Genomic DNA, 13,802 nt, shown 5'->3' with positions numbered 1-13,802 from the left:
TCTTATACAACAACTATATATAGAATAGTTAAGAAGCTATGATTTTCAGGATATAGTGAAATGATTTATGCAATAAAAGAATCATTTAAAAGTAAAAATAATAATTTTTCATTTACTTCAAATCACTTCGATAATCTTTTCGTTAATTCTTCGATGAGTGAGATTGATTATTTTGTACAACTTTTAGATGAATGCAAAGGAGGCAGAATTGCACTTGTTGGTTTGGATTATTCTGGACTAATTTGCGATTACATAAACCGTCGATTATCTTTGTTTGGTTTTAGCGGCTATTTAGGTAATCCAATGGATATTGCTTCTAAGACAAAGAGTCAACAAGATGTATCTCTATTAATTGTAGTTTCTAAAAGTGGTGAGACTGCTGAAATTGTGAGAATCGTTGATGAATCACGGAAATATGCTATCAAGGTTGTATCGATTTTAGGTACACCAAGTTCAACTCTCAGTCATAAAAGTACTTTATCATTTGTTGTAAAATCTAATTTCACCCCTCTTTCAAGTTCTGAAGCTGATTACTTTTATGGGAAAACAATTTTAGCATTTGAATCTCTTCTCGATTATTATTTAAATAGAAAAGACCAGTAGTTCACATTCATTTAAGAACTAATGGTCTTTTTTGTAAATCGATTTTGAGTGTTTAGAAACATGTTATATTTTAAAAAAACATGTTCACTAGGCTTTGATAACTTTTGTATCCGCAATAAAGTCATGAATCATACGATGATTGATGCCTAAATAACCAACTACAATAGATATGATTGAAATAATAATAGATAGCCAACCTAATGCTTGTGATAAAAATGCAGGCATGAATTGATATAGAATATTTCTAAAGTATGCAGAAGGAAAAGTTGTTTCTCCTTCAATTAACATTGCACCAAGAATTTCTCTTTTTAAAATATCAGTTAAAGTAATGTTGCTACCATTCATTTTAACAACTTTGATTTTCATAATTCGTTTTCCAAGAGTTTGCCCTAAATGCGTGGGGTTCAAGGGAATAATACAATAATAATATACAGCTAGTACAATAGACACAATACAGCATATTAACTGCATGTCAAAAGGAATAGTTTTCATCAGATTTACTGTGATAACTTTTTCCTGAGTTATTATACTTACTAAAATCATAGGAATAAAACTAACAAAAATAGATCCTATGAAATAATCGATTATGAATGCGAAAAGTCTTTTAAGATTAGGTGCTATGTTTGGATCTCTATTTTTGTTTATCCAACTGAGCAGATTATTTTTCATTATTCATGCTTAATAATGCCAAAGCTTCTGTCAACACATGAGTGGCATCCATTCTTCCAAAATCAACGTTAGAGACTACCATAACAGGTACATTAAGTGGTTTGCAAATTCCCTCTACGCGACTTTTCATATATTTGATTTGTGGTCCTAATAAAACAATATCTAGATTTTTGACTCTTGATGCTATTTCTGTTTCTGAATATGCTTCGATTGTACAATTTAAATTATTAGATACTGCATATTCATTCATTTTCTTTACTAAAACACTAGTACTCATTCCTGCAAAACAAAACATTCCAATTTTTTTCATAATTATGGAATTCCTTTCTATTTGTGATATGAGCATATTTCCATCTCTATAATAACGCATATTAATAAAAAAACAAGGGATGTTTAACATATAAGGATTTTGGGTAAATTAAAAGATAATAATTCTATATTAGAATTATTATCTTGATTATTATCATTTGTTAAGTTTTTTTCTTAATACATTAATCCATATAGGAGCATAGGGTGATGTACATCCTTTGCTTGGTTTGTAATCCTTATAAAGTCCAATATCTTCACCAAGTTTGATGCACTCTTCGGTATATTCATCATAGTGAATACCAATTTCAGAAAGGGCACGATTCATTGTTTCTTGTGCTCGTCCTGTTTCTTTTAACATATCTTTTTTAATACGCTTCAACCAAGTGTTTATTTGTTTAGGGGTAGCATTCTTATCAAGGATAAGTGTAATAATTAAATCCCAAGCAGAACGTCTGAGCAATGGATATTCAGAATCAATCCATAATTGGATGAGCATATTTTTATCTTTAGGATTGAGTGAGCTTTTAAAACAAAGTTCATCGTTTATTTCAATATAAGTAGACTGTTCAATAAGTTCTTGAAATTCATCTAGAGTACAGGGTTGATCAGAATAGGCCATAGCTGCAAGTAAATTAGCATCAGTGATATCTGTTGACCAAAGGGCATAAAGAAGATCTTCATTGTTTTTAAGTTTCAAAGCGTATTGGCGTAAATAACCAAGATTAACACCGAGGCAATCTTCAGCTCCTCCATTTCTTAACATTACTTTTCGACGTGATGGATTTGCGTTACTTTGCAAATCATGGATGACTTCTGTTATTTTCATAAGGCACCTTCTTTCGATTTTAGTGTAACACAATGAATTAAAAATAGAGTAAATATAATCTGTGTCTTGTTGGCGTGAAGCTTGGTTGTTTCATTGTTTTTTTAAAATGAATTTATTTTTTTTGAAATCAATATAATTTGCTTTTTTTAATTTGGATAATTCATTTGATAAGGCACTACGGTCAACGCAAAGGTAATCTGCAAGCTCTTGCCGATTAAAAGGAATATCAAAAACAGAAGATCTGCTTTTCAAAGACTGTGCGGAAAGATAAGTAAGTACCTTTTCTCTTGTGGATTGCTTAGAAAGAATATCTATTTTTCTAGTAAGTAATAGATTCTTTTGTGCGAATTCAGATAGAAGATTAGTAACTAATTGGATATAAGAGTTATTCAATTTGGAACACTCAAGAATTTTCTTAATATCTATGAATAAGATTTCTGATTCAGCAGTTGTTTTGACAGTAACACCAAGTATTTCATTAGTAAGGGCGTATACTTCACCAAATAGTTCCCCATATCCAAGCTCAGTTAATATACTACGATTACCCCAATAGTCATCTTTATATATTTGGATTGAACCTTTAAGAATAATACCAATTAGAGAATTTGTCTCACCAGGATGGAATACTGTCGTGTCCTGTTCATATTTTTTGGTATGTGGATTTAATTGGTTGAGAATATTAAGTATTTCATTTGGGTTTATATTTTTAAATAAGTTCATGGTCGTAAGTAATTGTTCAATGGTTTTCATAAATTTCCTTTTTTGTTGTAAAAACAACGGTTTTGATGATTTAACTTTAGTATAATGCGTATGTAAAGGCAAGGAGTGTGCTTATGAAAAGAAGAATTATTAAGATAGATGAAGAGAAGTGTAATGGCTGTTCTGCATGTGCAATTGCATGTCACGAAGGCGCAATAGGAATGGTAAATGGTAAAGCTAAATTATTGCGAGATGATTATTGTGATGGCTTAGGTGATTGTTTACCTACATGCCCTACAGGTGCTATTACATTTGAAGAAAGAGAAGCATTGGCCTATGATCATGAAGCAGTACAAGTAAATATGCAAAGTCGAAAAGAAACGACATGTGCTTGTCCAGGATCGCATGCTAAAACTTTAAGTCATCAATTTGCGAATAATTTCGTCGAGAAAAAACAAACAAGTCAATTAAAACAGTGGCCAGTACAAATTAAACTTGTACCGACAAATGCATCTTATTTTGATGGTGCTAAATTGTTAATTGCGGCAGATTGTTCAGCGTATGCTTATGCCAATTTTCATAGCGACTTTATGAAAGGGTATGTAACAATAGTTGGATGTCCTAAGTTAGACATGGTAGACTATAGCGAAAAATTATCTGAAATACTTAGAAATAATGAAATTAAAGAAGTGAGAGTTGTACGAATGGAAGTCCCATGTTGCGGTGGAATTGAGCAGGCAGCTATACAAGCTTTAAAGAATAGTGGAAAATTTATTCCGTGGCAAGTTGTTACAATTTCTACAGAAGGAGAAATATTAAATGATTAAAAATATGGATTTTGAAGAAATTTTTGAAATGGGGAAATTGATTGAAATAAATCAAGGGCAAGTAGTAAGTAAGACATTTGCACAAAATGATGCAGTCAGCATAACATTATTCGCATTTTCGAAAGATGAAGAAATAAGTACACATGAGTCAAATGGGGATGCATTAGTAACTATTTTAGAAGGAAAGGCAAGAGTTACAATTGATGGAAAAGAGTTCATGCTTGAAGAAAAAGAATCAATTGTGATGCCAGCAAGAAAACCACATGCTATATATGCAGTCGAAGATTTTAAAATGTTATTAACAGTTGTATTCTAAAAGGAGAAAAAAATGAAAGTAAAAATAAATCCAGGATGTATTGGTTGTGGAATGTGCGCAAGTACATGTCCTGAAGTATTTAAGATGAATGAGGACAATTTAGCTGAAGTATTTGCAGATATAACAGTGGATATTGAAAATTCAGTTAGACAAGCTAGAGACAATTGTCCTGTACAAGTTATCGAAATTGAAGAATAAGTCTGGATTTTTCCAGGCTTTCTTTTTTTGATTTAACAAGTATAATGAATAGTATGACAAAAAAGAAAAAATTAAAGCTTAAAACTACTTCACTCAATATCATTCTTGCGATAGTTTCTTTAGTGCTGATTGTAATCAGTTTTCGTATTGAAGGAGAACGTAGGAGCTTAGAACTTGTATATCCAAGAGAATATAGTGAATATGTAGAGAAATATGCGCTAGAATATCATATTGATAAGAATTTAGTTTATGCAATAATTCATCAAGAAAGTAAATTTAATCCTAATGCAGTATCAAGAGCAAATGCTAGAGGTTTAATGCAAATTACCGAAGATACATTTGAATGGTTAAAAATGCGCTTAAATGATAGTGGGACTGTTTATGATGATTTATTTGATCCTGAAACAAATATTAAATATGGTACATATTTTCTAAGTTTATTGAAAAAGGAATTTAGTGAAGTGTCGACACAACTTGCAGGATATAATGCGGGGCTGAACATTACGAAAACATGGTTGTCCAACAAAGACTATTCTAAGAATGGTGAATTGCTCGATGTTATTCCGTATCCTGAAACACAGAATTATGTTAAAATTGTAATGTATAATTATAAGATGTATAAGAAAATCTATTAGGAGGCAATATATGAAAATTGGTATTGGTAATGATCATTCAGCTGTAGAATTAAAAAATGAAATCCTTAAACATTTAGTTAATCGAGGATTTGAAGTCGTAAACTATGGAACTGATAATGCTGAAAGTTATAACTATGCATTTGCTGCAGAAAAAGTATCTAATGCGGTTGTTCAAGGCGATGTTGATTGTGGAATTTGTATTTGTGGAACTGGTATTGGAATATCAATAGCTTGTAATAAAGTAAAAGGTATTCGTGCTTGCGTGTGTTCTGAACCATTTTCTGCAAAGCTATCAAAGCAACACAACAATACAAACATTTTATGCTTTGGTGCACGCGTTGTAGGTGTTGAACTTGCAAAGATGATAGTAGATGAATGGGTGAATGCAACATTTGAAGGTGGTCGTCATGCTGAGCGTGTTGCAACAATTATGGATATTGAAAATAGAAATTGCTAAAGTTGGGTAAAACCGACTTTTTCTTTGTAGCGTTGCAACAATCTTTGTGATAAAATTAGTCAAATAAGATTGGGGGATGAAAGAATGAATTTATCAAAATACATTGGCGATAAAGCATTTATGAAAGCTGCAATCATGGTTGGGGTACCATTGATGCTTCAACAACTAATTACAGGATCAGTCAATTTAGTTGATAACTTAATGGTAGGTCAATTGGGGGATGCTGCAATTGGTGGAGTTGCTGCGGTTAATCGTTTTTATATCATTGCACAATATGGTGCAAATGGAATTGTCGCTGCGGGTTCTATATTTATTGCACAATACTTTGGCGCAAGAAATATGGATAAGATGAAAGAATCATTTAGATTTTTGCTTAATATATCGATTGCAATTATGCTGGTGTTTTTCTTACTGGTATTTATATTTCCAGAAGCAATTCTAGGTTTCTTTACCAATGATCCAGCGGTTATTGAAATGGGAGTCTTATATGCTCGATTAGTATCGTTTTCATATATTCCAATTGCGATAACACTTAGTATTTCGGGTTCAATGAGATCAATAGGTGAAACCAAGATACCTTTGTTTGTCAGTGCAATTGCAGTATTAATCAATACGTTTTTAAATTATTGCTTAATTTTTGGAAACTTTGGTTTTCCTCAATTAGGAATTCGTGGTGCTGCTTATGCAACACTTGTGGCTCGTTTTATCGAAACAGGATTATTACTATATTTTATTAAAGAATACGAATTTGATTTTAAAACAAAGATTAAAGAATTGTTTCATGTACCAGCTGCATTATCTAAAAAGATTATGATTAAAGCTGCTCCACTTGCAATGAATGAAATTTTATGGGCTGGTGGTATGGCAACTTTATTTAAATTTTATTCTACAAGAGGTCCTGAAGTAATGTCTGGTTTTTCTATTTCAAGTACAATTGGAGATATATTTTTCGTTTTATTTGGAGGAATGGCTGCGGCATCAACGGTGCTTATTTCGCAACCACTTGGTGCAAATAAACTTGAGGAAGGTAGAAGGCATGGCTATCAATTAATGGGATTCAGTTTTATTCTATCTTTTATATTTGCAACACTCATGTTTATCGCAAGTTTTTATATTCCTTACTTATATCAAAACATATCTATGGATGCACTAAAAATAGCGGAAAATATGTTGCGAATACAAAGCTTCATGTTTGCGATATATGTATTAAATACGCAAAACTACTTTGTACTTCGAGCGGGTGGAGATACAAAATCTACTTTGATTATGGATAGTGCATTCATGTGGTTAATTAATATACCACTGGTTGCGGTATTAGCGTATTTTACGCCAATTGGTATTTATGCTTTGTATATTGCAGGTCAATCTACAGATTTGATTAAATTGGCTTTTGGATATTGGTTGGTAAGAAAAGAGAAATGGGTAAGAAATTTAACACACGAAGAACTGTAGACAGGTGATGAAAATCATCTGTTTTTTTATTTGACAAAGCAAAACAAAACATATAAACTAATATTAGTTAGTTATGCCTAACTATTTTTTAAAGAGTTTGGTTAGTCTAGCCTAACGTACATGGAGGTAATATGATAAACAAGCGATTAATTAAAGAAATGAAATCTTCGATGAAGTATGTCAAAAGAAATGTGATATATCAATGGGTAAGTTTAATATCAAACATTATCCTAATAATAACTGGTGGCTATTTCATTAATAATTTAATAGAAGAAAAAATCACTACAAATTCTTTAATTATTCTAATAGTAATTACGATTATGATGATTGTGATTCGTTCATTCTGTATGATTCAATCTAGTAAAATGAGTTACTACGCATCAAAAGATGTAAAACGTAGTTTAAGAGAAAATATTTATAGAAAAATATTGAAATTAGGATCTTCTTACACAAGTAAAATTTCAACTGCAGAGATTGTACAAATGTCTTCTGAAGGAATTGAACAGTTGGAAAATTATTTTGGTTCCTATCTTCCACAATTTTTTTATAGCTTATTGGCTCCTATTACATTGTTTATATGTATTGCTCCTATTAGTTTGAAAGTTGCGACAATTCTCTTGATTTGTGTACCATTAATTCCAATTTCGATTGTTCTTGTGCAAAAGTTTGCGAAGAAATTATTGAAGAAATATTGGGGACAATATACAACATTGGGAGATAGTTTTCTTGAAAATTTGCAAGGTCTAACAACATTGAAAATTTACCAAGCAGATGAGAGTCGGCATAAGAAGATGAATCAAGAAGCTGAAAATTTTAGAAAAGTTACAATGAGAGTATTAATCATGCAACTTAATTCCATATCCGTCATGGATTTAGTTGCATATGGAGCCTCCGCTCTTGGAATCATTGTAGCAATTGAACAAATGATAAGAGGTAATTTAACCCTTGCACAAGGATTTATTATTGTAGTATTGAGTGCAGAGTTTTTCTTACCACTTCGTCTACTCGGTTCTTATTTCCACATTGCCATGAATGGAATTGCATCGAGTGATAAGATTTTTAAGTTTCTTGATTTGCCTCAAACTGTGGATGGAACTTTAGATTTCGAAGCTGAAAGTGTGATTGAGTTAGAAAAAATATCTTTCACTTACGGAAATAAGGAAATTCTTAAGGATGTAAGTTTAACCGTCCAAAAGGGTAAAATTACAGCATTAATTGGAGAGAGTGGAAGTGGGAAAAGTACGATTACTTCACTCTTGATGAAAAAACTTTTTCCTAATAAAGGAACTATAAAAATAGGAACGGTTGATTTGAAAGATATTACGCAAGTAAGTTTAATGGATAAAGTAACTCTTGTTAATTTGAATAGCTATGTATTTAAAGGAACCATCAGAGAAAATTTAATGATGGGAAAAAGGAATGCAGATGACAAAGAGTTGTGGGATGTTCTAGATAAAGTTGATCTCAAGGAATTCTTTGAATCACAAGCTGGATTAGAAACATTTATACAAGAGAAAGGATCTAATTTATCGGGAGGACAAAATCAAAGAGTTGTTTTAGCAAGAGCACTTTTACATGATAGTGAGGTATATATCTTTGATGAAGCAACTTCTAATATTGACAGTGAAAGTGAAAATAAAATACTGAATTTAATTTATGAACTATCTAAAAGTAAAGCTGTATTATTAATTACACATCGTTTGAAGAATGCATTGAATGCATCTGAAATTATTGTTTTAGATGAAGGGAAAATAATTGGGCAAGGAAATCATAAAACACTAATCAAAAACAATGAAAAATATAAAGAGTATTGGAAAACACAGAATGAATTAGAAAACTTAGAATTGGAGTATGAAGCATGAGAAAAAAATCTAGAATTATTTTAAAACTCTTGGAGATAGTAAAATCAATGACTGGAGTTATGATCGTTGCGATTGTTTTAGGTGTTCTCGGATTTCTAGCAGCGATATTTATTCCTGTTTTGGGTGGTATGGGACTTTTTCAAGTGTTTAAAGAACACCAAATTTCATCTTTCATTTTCGTAGCTATGATAATTTTGGCAATCAGTCGCGGATTTTTACGTTATGGTGAACAGGCGTGTAATCATTATGTTGCATTCAAGATACTAGCGATTTTAAGAGATAAAATTTTCACAGTACTAAGAACTTTAGCACCAGCTAAGTTAGAGGGTAAAGATAAGGGGAATTTAATTGCGGTGATTACTTCAGACATTGAATTACTTGAAGTTTTCTATGCACATACAATTTCTCCGGTATGTATTGCATTTATTATGACAATTATCATGAGTGTCTTTATGGGTAGTTATCATCCTATTTTGGGTATAATTGCATTTAGTGGTTATGGTTTTGTAGGAGTAGGTATTCCAATTCTTATTTCAAGAGTAGCACAAAAATATGGTGATTCTATTCGTAATCAAATTGGAGAAATAAGTAACACAATTTTAGACAATGTTCGAGGAGTTAGCGAGAGTATTCAATATAATTGTGGCGAAGAAAAATTACAAACAATTAGTGAATTAACAGAAGAAATGTCAGTTAAAGAAAAAGCACTGAAATTGATTTCAGGAAAAAGCACAGCTATGATCAATGCCGTAATTCTACTGTTTGGAATGATAATCTTAGTTGTGTCTAGTTATTTATATACACAAGGAATTGTAGCACTTGATGCGGTTATACTGTCTACAATTACAATGTTGAGTTCATTTGGACCAGTTATTGCGGTAGCGAACCTTGGAACGGGATTATCCTACACATTTGCATCTGCCAATCGTGTGCTCGACTTACTAGAGGAAAAGCCAGCTGTTGAAGAAACATATGGTGAAGGAAATAAAACATTTGAAGGAATTGAAATTCAAAATATTTCATTTAGTTATGAGGATGACGAAATAGTAAATGACTGTAGTTTAAATGGACGTAAAAATAAAATACTTGGAATTGCTGGAAAAAGCGGAGCTGGTAAATCAACGTTGTTAAAATTACTGATGCGCTTTTGGGACGTAGAACATGGTAAAATTAGTATTTCGAATACAGATATAAAAGAATTGAAAACAAACAATCTTAGAAACCTTGAAAGTTTTGTGACACAAGAAACAATTTTATTCAAAGATACAATTGAGAATAATTTAAAGATTGCAAATCCAAACGCTACAAAAGAACAAATTATAGAGGCATGTAAGAAAGCATCTCTCCATGATTTTATAAATACCCTTCCTGATGGTTATGAAACAATGGTAGGTGAATTAGGAGATACACTTTCTGGTGGTGAAAGACAAAGAATAGGAGTAGCGCGTGCATTCCTTCATGATGCACCATTAATCTTGTTAGATGAACCTACCAGTAATCTGGATAATCTAAATGAAGCGATTATTTTAAAAGCATTGAAGCAACAAAAAGATAAGACAATTGTTTTAGTTTCACATCGACCTTCAACTCTATGTATTGCAGATGATGTTGTACAAATGAAAGAAGGCAAAATTATTTATGAGTGATAGGGAAAAAAGAATAAAACATGAAAAAGAAATAATTGAAAAGATGATTCGACTTTATTGTAAAGGAAATCACGCATATGAATTATGTAATGATTGCAACAATCTATATGACTATGCGTGTATGAGAATTGATCATTGTCCATTCGTAGATACCAAAACATTTTGCAGTTCATGCAAAGTACATTGTTACAAAAAAGATATGCAAGAAAAGATTAAAACTGTTATGCGTTATGCAGGACCTAGAATGTTATTTACAAATCCAATTCTAGTAACAAAACATTTTGTTGAACAAATAAAAAGAAGGAGAGAAGTATGAAATATATTTATATCGTATTAGGCTGTATAAGCCTTGTGTTGGGGGCAATTGGTGCAGTTGTACCATTGATGCCATCTTTTGTGTTTTTGTTATTTGCGGGCTTTTGTTTCGCACGTAGTTCACAAAAACTAAATGATTGGTTTAAGAGTACAAATTTATATAAAAATAATTTAGAAAGTTATGTACAAAAAAGAAGTATGTCATTAAAAGTTAAGATTAAAATTATGAGTATGGTATCAGCTACAATGGCAATTGGATTTATTATGATGAAGAATGTTCCAGTAGGTAGATTGATATTATTCGTAGTCTGGATTTTTCATATTGGGTACTTTATTTTCGCAGTTAAAACAGAATCTAAGAAACCAGTAAAATTATCTACAAAAGAAGTGAATGAACTATCATAAAATATTTTTTAAAAAAGTATAAAAAATGGTTGCAATGAACTACATCACATGTTATTATAATTTAGCACACGCCTAAATAGCTCAGTCGGTAGAGCAAACGGCTGTTAACCGTTAGGTCACAGGTTCGAGCCCTGTTTTAGGCGCCATTTTTTTTGGCTCGTTGGTGAAGCGGCTTAACACAGCGCCCTTTCACGGCGTCATTCACGGGTTCGAATCCCGTACGAGTCACCAAAAGAAAATACGAGCCCGCAAGGGCTTTTATTGAATTGAAATTATACTTTATGAAGTATATAATAAGTGTGCATGACTCCTTAGCTCAGATGGTAGAGCAACTGACTCTTAATCAGTGGGTCTGGGGTTCGATCCCCCAAGGAGTCACCAGTAAAAAGAGTAAGACTATTTCTACATTACGTTAGAAATAGTTTTTTTTATGAACTATTTTAGTAACTTTATATAGTATGCGAAAGATTATCACTTTTTTAAATTTTAATAAGTCCTCTACCAATAATTTTTATTGTGAGTAGTGTCAAAAATTTTCAGTGAAAGAGATATTATCATTGGAATTGAAATATTAATCCTAATTGACTAAATGCGATTGAAAAAACAATAATCAAGCTAAAAAAGAAAAGTTCTAAGATATCGTTGTGAGGTGGATAAAAATCTAGGATTAAAATAAATAAAAATTTTAAACATATAAAAAATATTCAATTTTTTTGAATATCTAGCGAAATTTAAACAATATACTGAATAAAAAATATTATTTCTTGGGTGTGAAATAATATTTTTTATTTTGTTGACAAAAGCAAGAAAAGTAATAAAATGGAGATATAAAATATAATTTCACGATTAAGAAATAATATTTCTTTTATAGGAGGATATATGGAGATAAATGAACTAACAGTAGAGAAAAATATAAAGGATTCATACGAGGATTTGTTTTCAGCAGAGAAAAAGGTAGCTGAATATGTTCTTAAAAATCTAGATGAAGTAGTCATGTTAAATGTTTCTGAATTAGCTAAAAAGTGTGAAGTAAGTGAAGCAACTATAGTTAGAACATGTAAGCATTTGGGTTATAGTGGCTATTATCAAATGAGAATATTGCTATCAAGAGATACTGGAAAAAATGAAATGCATGCAAATAAAAAGGAAGTAAGCAACTTAAGTGAATTATTTGAATATCATTCAGAAAGAATTTTAAACTTGTCTAACCATGTTAATATAGAAACTTTAATAGACGTTTCTAAAATATTATTGAATGCAAAAAATACTCATATAGTTGGTGTTGGAAATACTGTACCTATTGTATTGGATTTGGGTTTTAGGTTACAAAGATATGGAATTTCATGTAATTATTCGATGATTCCAGAACAGTTTTATAACTATATTATGTTAGGAAATGAAAATGATGCCTTAATTGCTATTTCAAGAACTGGAGCATCAACTGCAGTAATAAGAGCTATTGAAATGGCTCATAAAAAAGGAATGAAAATTATTGTTATTACTGGTGAACTTAACAAACAATTTGTTGAAAATGCAGATGTGATCATAAAAATTGTTGAAAAAGATAATGGGTTTGAAATAAAACCAGATTCACATTTGATTGAATTTGCAATAAATGAAGCAATATTATTTATTGTAAAGAAAAATAAAGATATGAATAAAAATGGAATCGACATTAATAATAAAGAAAATATGGAAATGCTTTTAAGTGAATTTAAACTATAGTAAATAGTTTAATGATAAGAAAGGAGGATAAAATGTTAGCAGGATTTAGAATTGATGAGAGGTTAATACACGGTCAAGTTATTGCGACATGGTTAAAAACACTTGCAATTACTCATTTAATTGTGGCTAATGACGAAGTTTCAACAGATGAAACACGTCAAATCACTTTGAAAATGGTTTTGCCAAATGAAATCAAGTGTTTAATTAAAAGTGTAGAAGATGTTATCAATGTATTAAATGATCCAAGATGTGAATCAATGAGAATTTTATTAATCACAGGAAATCCGGAAGATGCTTACAGGATATGCAAAGAATTTCCATCTATTCATGAAGTTAATCTTGCAAATTATGGAAGCATCACAAAGCCGGAAATAAAAAACAAGAAAACCATTTCAAAAATGGTTTACTTGGATACTGATGATGTAGAAAGCGTGAATAGAATAATAGATGTTGGAATCAAAGTATTCACACAAAAAACGCCATCAGATTACGCTAAAATTATATCAAAAATCGAATAAAAATTAAATAAAAATAAAATTATAAAGGAGAAAGATATGTTACAAGCATTGATTGTAGCACTTATCTATTGGGCTTTAATATTGCTTTATAGATTTGGTGCAAATGGTATGGCAGACAGACCTATCTTTGTTGGTCCAGTAGTTGGATTTGTTTTAGGAGATATCACTACAGGGGTATTGATTGGTGCATCATTAGAGGTAATTTATTTAGGTGTTGTGAATGTTGGTGGAGCTACATCAACAGATACTCTTTATGCAACGTGTATGGCAGTTGCTTTGAGCATTATGACAGGTATTCCTCAAGAAGCAGCAATTACGTTGGGAATTGCTCTAGGATATA

18 protein-coding genes and 3 tRNA genes are annotated in these 13,802 nt (G+C 31.2%); 17 read left to right on the top strand and 4 right to left on the bottom strand.

Annotation, left to right across the window (positions count from 1 at the left end; translation table 11 throughout):
* Window positions 1–60 precede the first annotated feature (60 nt).
* Window positions 61–603, top strand: coding sequence for an SIS domain-containing protein (locus RSB60_RS07880; RefSeq protein ID WP_332615607.1), 543 nt, complete (start codon window positions 61–63; stop codon window positions 601–603).
* An 87-nt stretch (window positions 604–690) separates the two neighbouring features.
* Here RSB60_RS07880 and RSB60_RS07875 read toward each other — a convergent pair whose 3' ends face one another.
* The 4 genes from RSB60_RS07875 to RSB60_RS07860 form a co-directional block, all read right to left on the bottom strand.
* A complete protein-coding gene (locus tag RSB60_RS07875) occupies window positions 691–1,272 on the bottom strand; it encodes an RDD family protein (RefSeq protein WP_332475212.1) in 582 nt (193 codons plus the stop codon).
* Complete coding sequence (locus RSB60_RS07870) at window positions 1,262–1,582, bottom strand: PTS sugar transporter subunit IIB (protein ID WP_332475213.1); 321 nt, start codon at window positions 1,580–1,582, stop codon at window positions 1,262–1,264. Before RSB60_RS07870 ends, RSB60_RS07875 begins: the two co-directional genes overlap by 11 nt.
* A gap of 153 nt (window positions 1,583–1,735) precedes the next feature.
* Window positions 1,736–2,407 (bottom strand): DNA alkylation repair protein, encoded by a 672-nt coding sequence (locus RSB60_RS07865; protein WP_323382306.1) that lies wholly within the window; start codon window positions 2,405–2,407, stop codon window positions 1,736–1,738.
* Between the two features lie 90 nt (window positions 2,408–2,497).
* Window positions 2,498–3,157, bottom strand: coding sequence for a Crp/Fnr family transcriptional regulator (locus tag RSB60_RS07860; RefSeq protein WP_332615604.1), 660 nt, complete (start codon window positions 3,155–3,157; stop codon window positions 2,498–2,500).
* A gap of 83 nt (window positions 3,158–3,240) precedes the next feature.
* On the opposite strand from RSB60_RS07860, the gene RSB60_RS07855 reads away from it, so the two are divergent.
* The 16 genes from RSB60_RS07855 to RSB60_RS07780 form a co-directional block, all read left to right on the top strand.
* A complete protein-coding gene (locus tag RSB60_RS07855) occupies window positions 3,241–3,933 on the top strand; it encodes a 4Fe-4S binding protein (RefSeq protein ID WP_332615602.1) in 693 nt (230 codons plus the stop codon).
* Entirely contained in the window at window positions 3,926–4,249 is a 324-nt protein-coding gene (locus RSB60_RS07850) for a cupin domain-containing protein (protein WP_332615600.1), read from the top strand. The genes RSB60_RS07855 and RSB60_RS07850 overlap by 8 nt, the downstream gene beginning before the upstream one ends.
* Before the next feature lie 12 nt (window positions 4,250–4,261).
* Complete coding sequence (locus tag RSB60_RS07845) at window positions 4,262–4,447, top strand: ferredoxin (protein ID WP_332475216.1); 186 nt, start codon at window positions 4,262–4,264, stop codon at window positions 4,445–4,447.
* A 53-nt stretch (window positions 4,448–4,500) separates the two neighbouring features.
* On the top strand, window positions 4,501–5,082 hold the full coding sequence (locus RSB60_RS07840) for a lytic transglycosylase domain-containing protein (RefSeq protein WP_323382311.1): 582 nt from the start codon (window positions 4,501–4,503) through the stop codon (window positions 5,080–5,082).
* Window positions 5,083–5,092: 10 nt separating this feature from the next.
* Window positions 5,093–5,539, top strand: coding sequence for a ribose 5-phosphate isomerase B (gene rpiB, locus RSB60_RS07835; RefSeq protein ID WP_323382312.1), 447 nt, complete (start codon window positions 5,093–5,095; stop codon window positions 5,537–5,539).
* Between the two features lie 84 nt (window positions 5,540–5,623).
* Window positions 5,624–6,991, top strand: a complete 1,368-nt coding sequence (locus RSB60_RS07830; RefSeq protein WP_323382313.1) for an MATE family efflux transporter — start codon at window positions 5,624–5,626, stop codon at window positions 6,989–6,991.
* 131 nt (window positions 6,992–7,122) lie between these two features.
* Window positions 7,123–8,853, top strand: a complete 1,731-nt coding sequence (locus RSB60_RS07825; RefSeq protein ID WP_332615598.1) for an ABC transporter ATP-binding protein/permease — start codon at window positions 7,123–7,125, stop codon at window positions 8,851–8,853.
* Window positions 8,850–10,499, top strand: coding sequence for an amino acid ABC transporter ATP-binding/permease protein (locus RSB60_RS07820; RefSeq protein WP_332615596.1), 1,650 nt, complete (start codon window positions 8,850–8,852; stop codon window positions 10,497–10,499). The genes RSB60_RS07825 and RSB60_RS07820 overlap by 4 nt, the downstream gene beginning before the upstream one ends.
* Window positions 10,492–10,815 carry a nitrous oxide-stimulated promoter family protein gene (locus RSB60_RS07815; RefSeq protein ID WP_332475219.1) on the top strand — a complete coding sequence of 108 codons (324 nt, stop codon included), beginning with the start codon at window positions 10,492–10,494 and terminating at the stop codon, window positions 10,813–10,815. The genes RSB60_RS07820 and RSB60_RS07815 overlap by 8 nt, the downstream gene beginning before the upstream one ends.
* Window positions 10,812–11,219 (top strand): YbaN family protein, encoded by a 408-nt coding sequence (locus RSB60_RS07810; protein ID WP_332615594.1) that lies wholly within the window; start codon window positions 10,812–10,814, stop codon window positions 11,217–11,219. Before RSB60_RS07815 ends, RSB60_RS07810 begins: the two co-directional genes overlap by 4 nt.
* Before the next feature lie 70 nt (window positions 11,220–11,289).
* A tRNA-Asn gene (locus RSB60_RS07805) sits at window positions 11,290–11,365 on the top strand.
* Between the two features lie 8 nt (window positions 11,366–11,373).
* Window positions 11,374–11,450 (top strand) — tRNA-Glu (locus tag RSB60_RS07800).
* 74 nt (window positions 11,451–11,524) lie between these two features.
* A tRNA-Lys gene (locus tag RSB60_RS07795) sits at window positions 11,525–11,600 on the top strand.
* 498 nt (window positions 11,601–12,098) lie between these two features.
* Window positions 12,099–12,944 carry a MurR/RpiR family transcriptional regulator gene (locus RSB60_RS07790; RefSeq protein ID WP_332615592.1) on the top strand — a complete coding sequence of 282 codons (846 nt, stop codon included), beginning with the start codon at window positions 12,099–12,101 and terminating at the stop codon, window positions 12,942–12,944.
* 32 nt (window positions 12,945–12,976) lie between these two features.
* A complete protein-coding gene (locus tag RSB60_RS07785; protein WP_332615590.1) occupies window positions 12,977–13,462 on the top strand; it encodes a PTS sugar transporter subunit IIB in 486 nt (161 codons plus the stop codon).
* Window positions 13,463–13,498: 36 nt separating this feature from the next.
* Window positions 13,499–13,802: PTS sugar transporter subunit IIC (locus RSB60_RS07780; RefSeq protein WP_332615588.1), on the top strand; the 304-nt coding region annotated here is incomplete at its 3' end.

The sequence above is a fragment of the Anaerorhabdus sp. genome (genome assembly GCF_036657415.1).
Taxonomy (GTDB): Bacteria; Bacillota_I; Bacilli_A; order Erysipelotrichales; family Erysipelotrichaceae; genus Anaerorhabdus.
This window is presented reverse-complemented; position numbering and strand designations above follow the sequence as displayed.

What these genes read in the sequence shown, in the direction of transcription:
- RSB60_RS07790 (WP_332615592.1), top strand. Translation starts at nt 12,099, where the DNA reads ATGGAGATAAATGAACTAACAGTAGAGAAAAATATAAAGGATTCATAC.
- RSB60_RS07855 (WP_332615602.1), top strand. Translation starts at nt 3,241, where the DNA reads ATGAAAAGAAGAATTATTAAGATAGATGAAGAGAAGTGTAATGGCTGT.
- rpiB (WP_323382312.1), top strand. Translation starts at nt 5,093, where the DNA reads ATGAAAATTGGTATTGGTAATGATCATTCAGCTGTAGAATTAAAAAAT.
- RSB60_RS07860 (WP_332615604.1), bottom strand. Translation starts at nt 3,157, where the DNA reads ATGAAAACCATTGAACAATTACTTACGACCATGAACTTATTTAAAAAT.
- RSB60_RS07850 (WP_332615600.1), top strand. Translation starts at nt 3,926, where the DNA reads ATGATTAAAAATATGGATTTTGAAGAAATTTTTGAAATGGGGAAATTG.
- RSB60_RS07825 (WP_332615598.1), top strand. Translation starts at nt 7,123, where the DNA reads ATGATAAACAAGCGATTAATTAAAGAAATGAAATCTTCGATGAAGTAT.
- RSB60_RS07845 (WP_332475216.1), top strand. Translation starts at nt 4,262, where the DNA reads ATGAAAGTAAAAATAAATCCAGGATGTATTGGTTGTGGAATGTGCGCA.
- RSB60_RS07880 (WP_332615607.1), top strand. Translation starts at nt 61, where the DNA reads ATGATTTATGCAATAAAAGAATCATTTAAAAGTAAAAATAATAATTTT.
- RSB60_RS07820 (WP_332615596.1), top strand. Translation starts at nt 8,850, where the DNA reads ATGAGAAAAAAATCTAGAATTATTTTAAAACTCTTGGAGATAGTAAAA.
- RSB60_RS07870 (WP_332475213.1), bottom strand. Translation starts at nt 1,582, where the DNA reads ATGAAAAAAATTGGAATGTTTTGTTTTGCAGGAATGAGTACTAGTGTT.
- RSB60_RS07875 (WP_332475212.1), bottom strand. Translation starts at nt 1,272, where the DNA reads ATGAAAAATAATCTGCTCAGTTGGATAAACAAAAATAGAGATCCAAAC.
- RSB60_RS07785 (WP_332615590.1), top strand. Translation starts at nt 12,977, where the DNA reads ATGTTAGCAGGATTTAGAATTGATGAGAGGTTAATACACGGTCAAGTT.
- RSB60_RS07840 (WP_323382311.1), top strand. Translation starts at nt 4,501, where the DNA reads ATGACAAAAAAGAAAAAATTAAAGCTTAAAACTACTTCACTCAATATC.
- RSB60_RS07830 (WP_323382313.1), top strand. Translation starts at nt 5,624, where the DNA reads ATGAATTTATCAAAATACATTGGCGATAAAGCATTTATGAAAGCTGCA.
- RSB60_RS07810 (WP_332615594.1), top strand. Translation starts at nt 10,812, where the DNA reads ATGAAATATATTTATATCGTATTAGGCTGTATAAGCCTTGTGTTGGGG.
- RSB60_RS07865 (WP_323382306.1), bottom strand. Translation starts at nt 2,407, where the DNA reads ATGAAAATAACAGAAGTCATCCATGATTTGCAAAGTAACGCAAATCCA.
- RSB60_RS07815 (WP_332475219.1), top strand. Translation starts at nt 10,492, where the DNA reads ATGAGTGATAGGGAAAAAAGAATAAAACATGAAAAAGAAATAATTGAA.